The organism is Pseudomonas sp. FP2300, from assembly GCF_030687595.1.
GTDB lineage: Bacteria > Pseudomonadota > Gammaproteobacteria > Pseudomonadales > Pseudomonadaceae > Aquipseudomonas > Aquipseudomonas bijieensis.
In genome coordinates this window covers 753,309-765,070 of record NZ_CP117440.1, presented here as the reverse complement: position 1 = coordinate 765,070, position 11,762 = coordinate 753,309, and the positions used below count along the sequence as shown (strand labels likewise).

The following is an 11,762-nucleotide window of genomic DNA, read 5'->3' as shown; positions in this document are numbered from 1 at the left end:
GCACATGGACCTGACCCCACGCGAAAAAGACAAGCTGCTGATCTTCACCGCCGGCCTCGTCGCCGAACGGCGATTGGCCCGTGGCTTGAAGCTCAATTACCCTGAGGCCATGGCCTACATTTCCGCAGCCCTGCTCGAAGGCGCCCGTGACGGCCAGACCGTGGCCGAGTTGATGCATTACGGCACCACCCTGCTAAGCCGCGAACAGGTAATGGAAGGCATCCCGGAAATGATCCCGGAAATCCAGGTCGAGGCGACCTTTCCCGACGGAACCAAATTGGTCACCGTCCACCAGCCCATCGCCTGAGGCCGTGTCATGACCTATCACGTTCGTGACGCCCAGCCCGCCGACCTGCCGGCGATCCGTGACATCTACAACGACGCCGTCCTCAACACCACGGCGATCTGGAACGAACAGCCCGTGGACCTGGGCAACCGCCAGGCATGGTTCAGCGCCCGGCAAGCCCAGGGCTACCCGATACTGGTGGTCAGTGACCCCGAGGAGAACATGCTCGGCTACGCTTCATTCGGCGACTGGCGACCGTTCGACGGCTTCCGCCACACCGTGGAGCATTCGGTGTACGTGCGTAGCGACCAGCGCGGCAATGGCCTTGGCCCTCTATTGATGAGCGCTTTGATCGAGCGTGCCAGGGCCTGCGATAAACATGTCATGGTCGCCGCCATCGAAAGCGGTAACGCGGCCTCGATTCGCCTGCACGAGCGGGCCGGTTTCGTGATCACCGGGCAAATGCCCGAAGTGGGAACCAAGTTCGGTCGCTGGCTGGACCTGACCTTCATGCAATTGAACCTCAATCCCGGGGCGCTACCGCCTGCTGTCGATAAGGAGTGAAAAGCCAATGAACCCCGCCCAGTTGCGTCGAGTCCACGCCGAGAGCTTTGCGCATTATCGCCAGGGCCTGATCGATCTGTTGCTCGACGCCGTCGGGTACGGCGCCAGCGTGGGGTTCATGGCCGATCTCGATGCCGTCCAGGCCCGCGCCTATTTCGACGAGGTCCAGGCCAGCCTCAACCAAGGCCACCTGTTGCTGTGGGTGGTGGTCAAGGATGAACAGGTACAAGCCAGTGTCCAACTCGCCTTGTGCCAGAAACCCAACGGCCTCAACCGCGCCGAGGTACAGAAGCTGCTCGTGCGCGGCGAGGCTCGCCGTCGGGGCCTGGGCCAGCAATTGATGAGCGCCCTGGAACTCGGCGCCCGCCAACACAAACGTGGCCTGTTGTACCTCGACACCGAGGCCGGTTCCGAGGCCGAGGCATTCTACCGCGCCATGGGCTATACCCGCGTCGGTGAACTGCCCGACTACTGCCAGAGCCCGGACGGGACTTACACCCCGACCGCCATCTACTACAAGCTTTTGGGGCAACCGCAATGATTCCAGGCCAATACCAGGTCCAACCCGGCGACATCGAACTCAACGTCGGCCGCCGCACGCTCACGCTGAACGTCGCCAACAGCGGTGACCGGCCCATCCAGGTCGGTTCGCACTATCACTTTTTCGAAACCAACGACGCCCTGACCTTCGACCGCGCCGCCAGCCGTGGCATGCGCCTGAACATCCCGGCCGGCACGGCGGTGCGCTTCGAACCGGGCCAGAGCCGCGAGGTGGAACTGGTGGACCTGGCCGGGCATCGGCGGGTGTTCGGGTTTGCCGGGCGCGTCATGGGCGACCTGGACTGAAGCGCCTTTGTGGCGAGGGAGCTTGCTCCCGCTCGGTTGCGCAGCAACCGCCAAAAGCGAGGGCCGCTACGCAGCCCAGCGGGAGCAAGCTCCCTCGCCACAATGGACTGCACACGACTTAAGAACCTCAAGGCAAGCACATGAAGATTTCGAGACAAGCCTACGCCGACATGTTCGGCCCCACCGTCGGCGACAAGGTCCGCCTGGCCGACACCGAGTTGTGGATCGAAGTGGAAAAGGACTTCACCACCTACGGCGAAGAAGTGAAATTCGGCGGCGGCAAGGTGATTCGCGACGGCATGGGCCAGAGCCAGTTGCTGGCCGCCGAGGTCGTCGATACCTTGATCACCAACGCGCTGATCATCGACCACTGGGGCATCGTCAAGGCCGATGTCGGCCTCAAGGACGGGCGCATCGCGGCCATCGGCAAGGCCGGTAACCCGGACATCCAGCCCGACGTGACCATCGCCATCGGCGCCAGCACCGAGGTGATCGCCGGCGAAGGCATGATCCTCACTGCTGGCGGCATCGACACCCACATTCACTTCATCTGCCCGCAGCAGATCGAAGAGGCGCTGATGAGCGGCGTCACCACCATGATCGGCGGCGGCACCGGCCCGGCCACCGGGACCAACGCCACCACGTGCACCTCCGGGCCGTGGCACCTGGCGCGCATGCTCCAGGCCGCCGACGCCTTCCCGATGAACATCGGCTTCACCGGCAAGGGCAACGCCAGCCTGCCGGAGCCGTTGATCGAACAGGTCAAGGCCGGCGCCATCGGCCTGAAGCTGCACGAAGACTGGGGCACCACCCCGGCGGCTATCGATAACTGCCTGAGCGTGGCCGACCAGTACGACGTGCAGGTGGCGATCCACACCGACACCCTCAACGAATCCGGTTTCGTCGAAACCACCCTCGCCGCCTTCAAGGGCCGCACCATCCATACCTACCACACCGAAGGCGCCGGTGGCGGACATGCGCCGGACATCATCAAGGCCTGCGGTTTCCCCAACGTGTTGCCCAGCTCCACCAACCCGACCCGGCCGTTCACCCGCAACACCATCGACGAACACCTCGACATGCTGATGGTCTGCCATCACCTTGACCCGAGCATTGCCGAAGACGTGGCCTTCGCCGAGAGCCGCATCCGCCGCGAGACCATCGCCGCCGAAGACATTCTTCATGACCTGGGCGCGTTCTCGATGATCAGCTCCGACAGCCAGGCCATGGGCCGTGTCGGCGAAGTCATCACCCGCACCTGGCAGACCGCCGACAAGATGAAAAAGCAACGCGGCGCCTTGCCCGGTGACGGCGAAGGCAACGACAACTTCCGCATCAAACGCTACATCGCCAAGTACACCATCAACCCGGCGATCACCCACGGCATCAGCCATGAAGTGGGCTCCATCGAAGTGGGCAAGTGGGCCGACCTGGTGCTGTGGCGCCCGGCGTTCTTCGGCGTCAAACCGACGCTGATCCTCAAGGGCGGGGCCATTGCCGCCAGCCTGATGGGCGACGCCAACGCCTCGATCCCGACACCGCAGCCAGTGCACTACCGGCCGATGTTCGCCAGCTACGGCGGCTCACGACACGCCACCAGCCTCACCTTCATCAGCCAGGCCGCCGCCGAGGCCGGGTTGCCGGAACAGCTCGGGCTGAAGAAGAGAATCGCCGTGGTCAAGGGCTGCCGCGATGTGCAGAAGACCGACCTGATTCACAACGACTACTTGCCGAGCATCGATGTCGATCCGCAGACCTATCAGGTCAAGGCCGATGGGGTGTTGCTGTGGTGCGAACCGGCTGACGTGCTGCCGATGGCGCAGCGCTATTTTCTGTTTTGAATGGGGTGAGGACCTGAAAACAAGACTTGCGGGAGCAAAGCTTGCTCGCGATACAGGCGCCTCAACGCTTGAGGACCGAGTTGAATTCATCGAGGGCAAGCCTTGCTCCCAAAGATGGGCGCTTGCTCATTGATCGATTTTCACTCCACCAACCGCCCCAACCGCTGCTTGAGCATGCGATTTTCGCTGCGCAGTTGCTGCACCTCTTCCAACAGATCCAGCGCCAGGGCGACGCCTTCCCATTCCAACTCCAAGTCGTGCCGCAACTTCGCGGCACGCTTGGCCAAGACCAGTTCGTAATCGGTAAAGCGCCAATCCGTCGGGGCCGCGCCGTGGGGTTCGAGGATGCCATGCTCGACGATCTCGATAACATGGACATCCGCCAACGCGGCGGCCTCGCAGAATTCCGTCAGAGTCAGTTCAATGATCGGGTTGTTCATGGTCTGCTTCTCCCAATGCTTTAACTGTCGAGTCTAGCCCCTCAAGACAATCAGAAGTTCTCCCGCGGATCGAACGCAGCCTTCTTCGCCAGCTCCGCCCACAGCGCCTTGACCGCCTCGTCGTTGGCCTTGGGCATCACGGCCTTGAGCTGCACGAACAGGTAGCCGCGCTCGCCGGTCTTGTTGCGCAGGCCGTGGCCTTTGGCGCGCATGCGCTGGCCGTTCTGGCTGCCGGCCGGGACCTTGAGGTTGATCTTGCCGGTCAGGGTCGGCACCGCCACTTCGGTGCCCAGTGCCAACTCCCACGGCGCCAGGGGCAAGGTGATGATCAGGTCCTGGCCTTCGACGTCGAACTTGGGGTGCGGCGCGAAACGAATGGTCAGGTACAGATCGCCATTGGCACCGCCGCCAATGCCGGGTGCACCCTGGCCTTTGAGGCGGATGCGTTCGCCGTCGGTCACGCCCAGCGGAATCTTCACGTTCAGGCTTTTGCTGGTGTTGCTCACATGCTGGCCGGCCGCGTTGTACTGCGGCACCTGGAAGCTGACTTTCTTCGACTCGCTCGAGAGGGTCTCTTCCAGGAAAATCGGTAGTTCCATTTCCACGTCTTGCCCTCGACGGCCGGCGCTGCGACCTGACTGTCCGCCACCGAAACCCGGCCCGCGATTGCCGAAGATCGAACTGAAGAAGTCCGAGAAATCCCCAGTGTCCTGCCCACCAAAACCGCCACGGCTCTGCCAGCCCGGCGGGCCCTGGAACGGCTGGCCGTGCTGGCCGTAGCGGCGCAGGTCATCGTATTCGGCGCGTTTGTCGGCGCTTTTCAGCGCTTCGTAGGCTTCGGAGACGTCCTTGAACTTGGTCTCGGCGTCCTTTTCCTTACTCACATCCGGGTGGTATTTGCGCGCCAGTTTGCGATAGGCGGCCTTGATCGTGGCGTCGTCAGCCGTCGGCTCCACACCCAGAATCTTGTAATAGTCTTTGAAGTCCATCGAAGGATCACCATCCGTTATCGATATCGCACCGCCACCCGCAGCATGCTCGTGATACAAGTCCTGAGGGTTTGACCGATCTCAAGGTTTGTGACCGGGCGGCGCTTCAGAAGTTTATCGGCAGCCGGTGGCGGTTCTTGCACCGCCCTGTGCTACCAGGCCCATGCCAGCAAGTTTGGGGGTATGAGGGCAGCTTTCAAGGCCAACGTTTACGAATTAGCGGATAACCGGCCTTCGAATCCGCGCCGCACTGACATACACTGCGCGGCCGTTTTTTCAACTGGAACCCGAAAGACATGAAAAACGCATCCCCGGCCCGTGCCTGCGGCATCGACTTTGGCACGTCCAACTCCACTGTCGGCTGGCTGCGCCCCGGCATGGAAACGTTGATCGCGCTGGAGGACGACAAGATCACCCTGCCCTCGGTGGTCTTTTTCAATCTCGAGGAGCGCCGTCCGGTGTATGGCCGCCTGGCCCTGCACGAATACCTGGAAGGCTACGAAGGCCGGCTGATGCGCTCGCTCAAGAGCCTGCTGGGCTCCAAGCTGATCAAGCACGACACCAGCGTGTTGGGCACGGCGATGCCGTTCAAGGATTTGCTGGGGTTGTTCATCGGCCAGTTGAAGAAACGCGCCGAAGCCACCGCCGGTCGGGAATTCGAAGAAGTGGTACTGGGGCGCCCGGTGTTTTTCGTCGACGACGATGAAATGGCCGACCAGGAGGCAGAGAACACCCTGGTGGACGTCGCCCGGGCCATCGGTTTCAAGGAAGTCTCATTCCAGTACGAACCCATCGCGGCGGCCTTCGATTATGAATCGACCATCGAGAAGGAAGAGCTGGTGCTGATCGTCGACATCGGCGGTGGTACCTCGGACTTCTCCCTGGTGCGCCTGTCCCCCGAGCGTCGCACCCACGACAACCGTCACGCCGACATCCTCGCCACTGGCGGCGTGCACATCGGAGGCACCGATTTCGACAAGCAACTCTCGCTGGCCGGCCTGATGCCGCTGTTCGGCTACGGCAGCCGCATGAAAAGCGGCGCCTACATGCCCACCAGCCACCACATGAACCTGGCGACCTGGCACACCATCAACGCGGTGTACTCGCAGAAATCCACCCTGGCCCTGGGCAGCATGCGCTACGACATCGAAGACACTGGCGGCATCGACCGGCTGTTCAAGTTGATCGAACAGCGCGCCGGGCACTGGCTGGCGATGGAAGTGGAAGAAACCAAGATCCAGCTGACTCACAGCGACCAGCGCCACGTGCCACTGGACCGGATCGAGCCGGGCCTGAGCGTGGACCTGAGCAGAGCCTTGTTCGAGTCGGCCATCGACGGCTTGCTGGAACGGGTGCGCGGCAGCGTCTCGCAGTTGCTCAACGATGCCAACGTGCGGGTCGATCAGGTCGACACGGTGTTCTTCACCGGCGGTTCCAGCGGCATCCCAGCGCTGCGCAACAGCGTCTCGGCAATGCTGCCCCAGGCGCGGCATGTGGAAGGCAATATCTTCGGCAGTATTGGCGGCGGGTTGGCGATCGAGGCGATGAAGCGCTACGGCACGCAGGCCTGATCCAAGACCGAGGCGCAGCTATCGCGAGCAGGCTCGCTCCCACACTTGACCGGGTTTCTTCAGAAGGAATGCCGTTGACTGTGGGAGCGAGCCTGCTCGCGATGGCGCCAGATCAGACGCCACACCCACCGGTTCAAACCATCCCCACCTGCTTCAACTCACTCTTCAAGTAAGCGTAGTAAATCGGCCCCGCCACCACCCCCGGCAGACCGAATGCCGCTTCGAACACCAGCATCGCCATGAGCAACTCCCAGGACTTGGCGCTGATCTGCCCGCCGACGATGCGGGCGTTGAGGAAGTATTCGAGCTTGTGGATCACGATCAGGTAACCCAGCGCCGCCACGGCGACCCAGATCGACAGCGACAGGCCGACAATGGTGATCAGCGTGTTGGACATCAGGTTGCCGATAACCGGCAGCAGCCCCAGCAGGAAGGTCATCACGATCAGGGTCTTGGTCAGCGGCAGTTTTATCCCGAATAGCGGCAGCACCACCGCCAGGAAGATCCCGGTGAAAAAGGTGTTGAGCAGGGAAATCTTGATTTGGGCGAAGACAATGTTGCGAAACGCCTTGACCAGCAAATTCAGGCGATCGAACAGCGCTGCGGCCAGGGGTTTGCGCTTGGTCAGGTCGGGGATGCGCTGCAAGGCAACGATGGCCCCCAGGACCATGCCGATCAGCAGCGTCACGAACATGTGGGCCGCGTCCTTGCCCACCAGTTGCAGGTCGCTCAGGTGCTTGCTCACCCAGTCACCGATCGCCACGCGGAACTCGGCGGCGCTGGCTGGCAGGTAAGCGTCGATGAACGGCGGCAACTGTCCGCGGGCACGATCGACCACCGCCATGAACTTGTCCAGGGACGCGCCAGGGTTCTCCGCTTCATGCAGCAGGAAACTGAAGGCACCGGCGAAGATCAACGTCAGCACACTGACCACCAGCGTGCCCAGCAACGCCACCGCCAGCCAGCGAGCGCGGCGGCCTTCGATCAACCGTTGCAACTGCGGGGTGAGCATGTTGACCAGCTCGAACACCAGCAACCCGGCCAGCAGGCTCGGCAACAGGCGCAGCGGCAGCACCAGCAACAGCCCACCAAAAATGATCACCCAACTGATCACCAACAACACATGACGCTGAGAAAACGTTGGCATACAGCCTCAGGACAAAACGGCGTGAAAGGATCGGCAGTCTGCCAGCGATCCGCTGACAGCACTAGGGATTGTGTCGGCCGACCTTGGTCGCAGTTCAGGGGTTTTTTGTAACTTTTGCGCCGGCCATCGCGAGCAGGCTCGCTCCCACGATGGACCGAGCACGACAAATCCACTGTGGGAGCGGGCCTGCTCGCGATGAGGCCCCCGCAGGCGCCACTTACTTGTTCTTCAGGCAATCACTCATGAACGCCTTGCGGGCATCGCCCTTCAGGGCCTGGGTGGTGGCCGTGGCGTTGCAGGTCTTCATGCGTTCCTGGGGCGTGCTCGGCGCAGCAGGAGTGGCCTTGAGGCAGTTACTCATGAAGGCCTTGCGCTCGTCGCCCTTGAGCGCCTTGGCGGAGGCATCGGCGTTGCAGGTGGTCATCTTGGTCTGCTGCGCCGTCGCGGCGAAGCCCTGGGAACACAGCAGCAAACCAATCATCAACAAAGGCACACGAAGCATCTTCATGGTGTTTCTCCTGGCTGCCGCACGAGGGTACGGCGATGAAGTGCAGTGTAGACAAAGCCTGTTACACCTTCACCCGATTGATCCTCAGTGCCTGATATGCCGCTTTCGCGAGCAAGCCCGCTCCCACAGTTGACTGAGTTTCTTCAGGAAGAATGCGATCAACTGTGGGAGCGAGCCTGCTCGCGAAGAACGACAACGCGGTCCAACCAGCTACACCCCGGCAGCCTTCAACCGCTCGGCATGCTCGACAAACAACCGGATCGGCTCGGCCCCCTTGCCCACCAGCCCCAGCGACTGGTTGACGATATCGAAGTGGTCCAACGGATAGTCATCGCGGATGACCGTGCCCAAGTGCGAGCTGTAGCGTCCGACCATGCCGTCGCATTGCCCTACCTCCCTTACAAAGGTGCGGGCGAATAAACGGCAACTGCGGTTGGTGCCGTCGAACAGGTTGCGCCCCTTATCGGTCTTGCCCGGTTGCAAGGTGCCGGACCAGGAGTAATAGCGCACGCCGTTGACTTCTTCCGGGCCATGCCCGCCCCAGGTCACCGGCAGGCCCTGTGGATAACGCTGGTTGAACAGCGTTACCCCGGCGGTGGTCAGGGAGGCATGGGAAGCGTGGATATCCACCGGTAGCTTCGGCCCCCGATAACCAGTATCCAGCAGGCTCATCAGGGCGTTGATCAGTCGCAGCACGGCACTGAGCACGCGCCCCCCGGCACTGTCGGCCGGATAGTGGAGTTGCAGGTAATCAGCCAGCTCGGAGCCGTGGTTGGTGCCGGCCACCGAAGTGACCGACGCCACCAGGTCCGGGCGCTTGGCAGCTGCATAGCGGGCGGTGAGGCTGCCCTGGCTGTGGCCGATCAAATTGACTTTCTGCGCACCGGTTTGCCGCAGGATCTCCTCGATCCGCGCCAGCAATTGCTCGCCGCGAACTTCGGACGAATGCAGCGGCGAAACCTTCACCGCCACCACCACCGCCCCGCCGCGACGCAACGCCGAGACGATCCCATACCAGTACGGGTACAGCACCAGGCGTATGAACCCGAGCATGCCCGGGACCAGCACCAGCGGGTAGCGAGTGGCGCAGCGTTGCGACATGGCGACATCCTTGTGATCAAGAGGTGGTCCAGCATCGGTACCGATGATGACCAGTCTATGACACCCATGTTACTTGTGAGCCATGAAACTGTGAGCGCTTGCTCCCGTTGGGCTGTGCAGCAGGCTTTTCTCAAAAGGTCCGTGCCAACGCCAGCAAGCGCTCCTCGGCCTCGGCACAGGACAAGGCAAAACTGCGCTCGGCCGATTCTTCGCCTTCGGCCGCCACCACCGTCACATCGGTGATACCGATAAACCCCAGCACGGTACGCAACAGCGTATCGGCGTGGTTCATGCTCTCCAATTGGCCGCCGGGCCCGAAACCAAAATCGCCGCGACTGGTCACGATCAGCGCCTTCTTGCCCAACACCAACGGCTCGTAGTGCGACACGCCGTTATCCAGGCGGTGGTTGAACGTCAGCCCGATGCGCACGATCTGGTCGATCCAGGCCTTCACGCCACTGGGCACGCTGAAGTTGTGCATGGGCGCGGAGATCACCAGTCGATCATGGGCTTGCAACTCCTCGACCAAGGTATCGCTCAGGGCCAGGTCCGCTTGCATGATCAATGGTCGCTCCTGAGGCTCGGGGTAGAACGCCGCGGCGATGAAGGCTTCGTTGACCGGTGCGATCACCGTCCGTCCGACTTCGCGACGGGTCAATTGCGATTGTGGATGGGCAGCCTGCCACGCCGAGACAAACGCCTCGGCCAGGCGCCGGGAATGGGAGCGTTCACCACGAGGACTACCGTGCACTACAAGAATCTTGCTCATCTGAATCTCCTTTTATGCAGCTACAATCAACACTGTTCGTGCCTTGCAGCTTGATATCCAGGGCTGCTTCCAGACAAATGAGCGCTAGTTCATCTGGATGAATTAATTTCATCCATTGTGTTTTCAGGAGAGTTCAGATGTTCGCCAGCCTGCCGCTCAATGCCTTGCGCGCCTTCGAATCAGCCGCGCGACTGCTCAGTTTCAAGGCGGCTGCGGCGGAGTTGTCGGTGACGCCGACGGCGGTCTCCCATCAGATTCGAGCCTTGGAGAGCTGGCTGGGGCTGATGCTGTTCGAACGCCTGCCGCGCCAGGTACGCCTCACCGAAGGCGGGCAACGCTTGTTCCACAGCCTGCACGGGGCCTTGCTGGAGGTGGCGCAAAGTGTCGACACCCTGCGCCCGCAACGCAGCACCACCCACCTGACCCTGTCCACCACCGCCGCGTTTGCCGCCCTGTGGCTGGTGCCTCGCCTGGGCCGGTTTTATGCGCGGCACCCGAACATCAACGTGCGCCTGGACACCCATTGCGAAGTGATCGACCTGCATCAGGACGCCAGCGTCGACCTGGTGGTGCGCTACAGCCTGGAGGCCTACCCGAACCTGTACGGCATGTGCCTGTTCGATGAGAGCTTCGGGGTCTATGGCTCGCCTGAGCAGGTAGCCCTGGCGACCCGGCAGGCGCCGACGCTGATCAGCGTGCGCTGGCACAACTCCAAGCTGTACGCCCACGGTTGGGATGCCTGGTGCGCCCAGGCCGGGGAAACCTGGCTGACCCGACAGCCATGCATGCGCGAGTACGATGAGGAGCATTACGCCTTGCAAGCGGCGATTGCCGGGCAGGGCCTGGTGCTGGCGAGCAATATCCTGGCGTCCGAAAGCATCGCCAGCGGCTTGCTGGTGGGCTATCGCCCGGACGTCCAGGTCAATGGCGCCGGCTACAGTGCCCTGTGCGTCCCGGGTCGCGAACGCCATCCGCCGGTGCGGGCATTCTTCCAGTGGCTGGGAGAGGAAGCGCGGCTGTCCGGTCATGCGCTGAAAAACTCGGTAAAACTTTTTCAGGACCGCGTCACTCACATTTAGAGTGATCGCGCCAGCAGAGCGTGACGCCTAAACCGGATCAGCCTCCAGGAGAACGAGATGAGCGACATGCACTTATCCGATGTAACCACCCTGCGCGAACGTGCACGGCAGAACGTGCAGAATGGCGCAGTGACCGAAGGCTACGGCGCCGATCGACAGGAAGTCATCCGCCTGCTCAACGAAGCGCTGGCCACCGAACTGGTCTGCGTGCTGCGTTACAAGCGCCACTACTTCATGGCCGCCGGCCTCAAGGCCAGCGTGGCGGCCAACGAGTTCCTCGAACACGCGAACCAGGAAGCCGAGCACGCCGACAAACTCGCCGAGCGCATCGTGCAACTGGGCGGCGAGCCGGAGTTCAACCCCGACCTGTTGACCCGCAATTCCCACGCCCAGTACGTGGCGGGCAACACCCTCAAGGAAATGGTGTACGAGGACCTGGTGGCCGAACGGATCGCTATCGACAGCTACCGGGAAATCATCCAGTACATCGGTGAAAAAGACCCGACCACCCGGCGCATCTTCGAAGACATCCTGGCCCAGGAAGAAGAGCATGCCGATGATATGGCCGACATTCTGGCCGACCTCTGATACCGCTATCGCGAGCAGGCTCGCTCCCACATT

General features: G+C 62.2%; 14 protein-coding genes. 8 read left to right on the top strand and 6 right to left on the bottom strand.

Annotated features, from left to right (window positions below; all coding sequences use genetic code 11):
- The first annotated feature begins 4 nt into the window (after positions 1–4).
- The 5 genes from ureA to ureC all read left to right on the top strand — a co-directional run bounded on the left by ureA (position 5) and on the right by ureC (position 3,537).
- Positions 5–307, top strand: coding sequence for an urease subunit gamma (gene ureA, locus PSH86_RS03275; protein ID WP_003197350.1), 303 nt, complete (start codon positions 5–7; stop codon positions 305–307).
- A 9-nt stretch (positions 308–316) separates the two neighbouring features.
- Positions 317–850, top strand: coding sequence for a GNAT family N-acetyltransferase (locus tag PSH86_RS03270; protein WP_109752207.1), 534 nt, complete (start codon positions 317–319; stop codon positions 848–850).
- A gap of 7 nt (positions 851–857) precedes the next feature.
- Positions 858–1,391: an N-acetyltransferase gene (locus tag PSH86_RS03265; protein ID WP_109752206.1), complete on the top strand. Its 534-nt coding sequence runs from the start codon at positions 858–860 to the stop codon at positions 1,389–1,391.
- Entirely contained in the window at positions 1,388–1,696 is a 309-nt protein-coding gene (locus PSH86_RS03260) for an urease subunit beta (RefSeq protein WP_003186307.1), read from the top strand. Before PSH86_RS03265 ends, PSH86_RS03260 begins: the two co-directional genes overlap by 4 nt.
- 140 nt (positions 1,697–1,836) lie before the next feature.
- Positions 1,837–3,537, top strand: a complete 1,701-nt coding sequence (gene ureC, locus PSH86_RS03255; RefSeq protein ID WP_092443963.1) for an urease subunit alpha — start codon at positions 1,837–1,839, stop codon at positions 3,535–3,537.
- Between the two features lie 140 nt (positions 3,538–3,677).
- Here ureC and PSH86_RS03250 read toward each other — a convergent pair whose 3' ends face one another.
- Both PSH86_RS03250 and PSH86_RS03245 read right to left on the bottom strand, forming a co-directional pair.
- Entirely contained in the window at positions 3,678–3,977 is a 300-nt protein-coding gene (locus tag PSH86_RS03250) for a chaperone modulator CbpM (protein ID WP_163855514.1), read from the bottom strand.
- 50 nt (positions 3,978–4,027) lie between these two features.
- Positions 4,028–4,966 carry a DnaJ C-terminal domain-containing protein gene (locus PSH86_RS03245; RefSeq protein WP_163855516.1) on the bottom strand — a complete coding sequence of 313 codons (939 nt, stop codon included), beginning with the start codon at positions 4,964–4,966 and terminating at the stop codon, positions 4,028–4,030.
- Positions 4,967–5,262: 296 nt separating this feature from the next.
- On the opposite strand from PSH86_RS03245, the gene PSH86_RS03240 reads away from it, so the two are divergent.
- Positions 5,263–6,537 (top strand): Hsp70 family protein, encoded by a 1,275-nt coding sequence (locus PSH86_RS03240; protein ID WP_305487799.1) that lies wholly within the window; start codon positions 5,263–5,265, stop codon positions 6,535–6,537.
- A gap of 133 nt (positions 6,538–6,670) precedes the next feature.
- On the opposite strand, the gene PSH86_RS03235 is transcribed toward PSH86_RS03240, so the two are convergent.
- The 4 genes from PSH86_RS03235 to PSH86_RS03220 all read right to left on the bottom strand — a co-directional run bounded on the left by PSH86_RS03235 (position 6,671) and on the right by PSH86_RS03220 (position 10,062).
- Complete coding sequence (locus PSH86_RS03235) at positions 6,671–7,684, bottom strand: AI-2E family transporter (protein WP_109752201.1); 1,014 nt, start codon at positions 7,682–7,684, stop codon at positions 6,671–6,673.
- Positions 7,685–7,901: 217 nt separating this feature from the next.
- On the bottom strand, positions 7,902–8,192 hold the full coding sequence (locus PSH86_RS03230; RefSeq protein ID WP_116834059.1) for a PsiF family protein: 291 nt from the start codon (positions 8,190–8,192) through the stop codon (positions 7,902–7,904).
- A gap of 210 nt (positions 8,193–8,402) precedes the next feature.
- Positions 8,403–9,293, bottom strand: a complete 891-nt coding sequence (locus PSH86_RS03225; protein ID WP_109752199.1) for a triacylglycerol lipase — start codon at positions 9,291–9,293, stop codon at positions 8,403–8,405.
- A gap of 130 nt (positions 9,294–9,423) precedes the next feature.
- Entirely contained in the window at positions 9,424–10,062 is a 639-nt protein-coding gene (locus PSH86_RS03220) for an FMN-dependent NADH-azoreductase (RefSeq protein WP_109752198.1), read from the bottom strand.
- A 137-nt stretch (positions 10,063–10,199) separates the two neighbouring features.
- On the opposite strand from PSH86_RS03220, the gene PSH86_RS03215 reads away from it, so the two are divergent.
- Positions 10,200–11,141, top strand: a complete 942-nt coding sequence (locus PSH86_RS03215) for a LysR substrate-binding domain-containing protein (protein ID WP_116834057.1) — start codon at positions 10,200–10,202, stop codon at positions 11,139–11,141.
- Positions 11,142–11,198: 57 nt separating this feature from the next.
- A complete protein-coding gene (locus tag PSH86_RS03210; RefSeq protein WP_109752196.1) occupies positions 11,199–11,729 on the top strand; it encodes a bacterioferritin in 531 nt (176 codons plus the stop codon).
- Positions 11,730–11,762 lie beyond the last annotated feature (33 nt).

Excerpts from the sequence above, each read along its gene's own strand:
- PSH86_RS03225 (WP_109752199.1), bottom strand. The coding sequence starts at position 9,293 with ATGTCGCAACGCTGCGCCACTCGCTACCCGCTGGTGCTGGTCCCGGGC.
- PSH86_RS03230 (WP_116834059.1), bottom strand. The coding sequence starts at position 8,192 with ATGAAGATGCTTCGTGTGCCTTTGTTGATGATTGGTTTGCTGCTGTGT.
- ureA (WP_003197350.1), top strand. The coding sequence starts at position 5 with ATGGACCTGACCCCACGCGAAAAAGACAAGCTGCTGATCTTCACCGCC.
- PSH86_RS03265 (WP_109752206.1), top strand. The coding sequence starts at position 858 with ATGAACCCCGCCCAGTTGCGTCGAGTCCACGCCGAGAGCTTTGCGCAT.
- PSH86_RS03210 (WP_109752196.1), top strand. The coding sequence starts at position 11,199 with ATGAGCGACATGCACTTATCCGATGTAACCACCCTGCGCGAACGTGCA.
- PSH86_RS03215 (WP_116834057.1), top strand. The coding sequence starts at position 10,200 with ATGTTCGCCAGCCTGCCGCTCAATGCCTTGCGCGCCTTCGAATCAGCC.
- PSH86_RS03270 (WP_109752207.1), top strand. The coding sequence starts at position 317 with ATGACCTATCACGTTCGTGACGCCCAGCCCGCCGACCTGCCGGCGATC.
- PSH86_RS03240 (WP_305487799.1), top strand. The coding sequence starts at position 5,263 with ATGAAAAACGCATCCCCGGCCCGTGCCTGCGGCATCGACTTTGGCACG.
- PSH86_RS03235 (WP_109752201.1), bottom strand. The coding sequence starts at position 7,684 with ATGCCAACGTTTTCTCAGCGTCATGTGTTGTTGGTGATCAGTTGGGTG.
- PSH86_RS03245 (WP_163855516.1), bottom strand. The coding sequence starts at position 4,966 with ATGGACTTCAAAGACTATTACAAGATTCTGGGTGTGGAGCCGACGGCT.
- PSH86_RS03250 (WP_163855514.1), bottom strand. The coding sequence starts at position 3,977 with ATGAACAACCCGATCATTGAACTGACTCTGACGGAATTCTGCGAGGCC.
- PSH86_RS03220 (WP_109752198.1), bottom strand. The coding sequence starts at position 10,062 with ATGAGCAAGATTCTTGTAGTGCACGGTAGTCCTCGTGGTGAACGCTCC.
- ureC (WP_092443963.1), top strand. The coding sequence starts at position 1,837 with ATGAAGATTTCGAGACAAGCCTACGCCGACATGTTCGGCCCCACCGTC.
- PSH86_RS03260 (WP_003186307.1), top strand. The coding sequence starts at position 1,388 with ATGATTCCAGGCCAATACCAGGTCCAACCCGGCGACATCGAACTCAAC.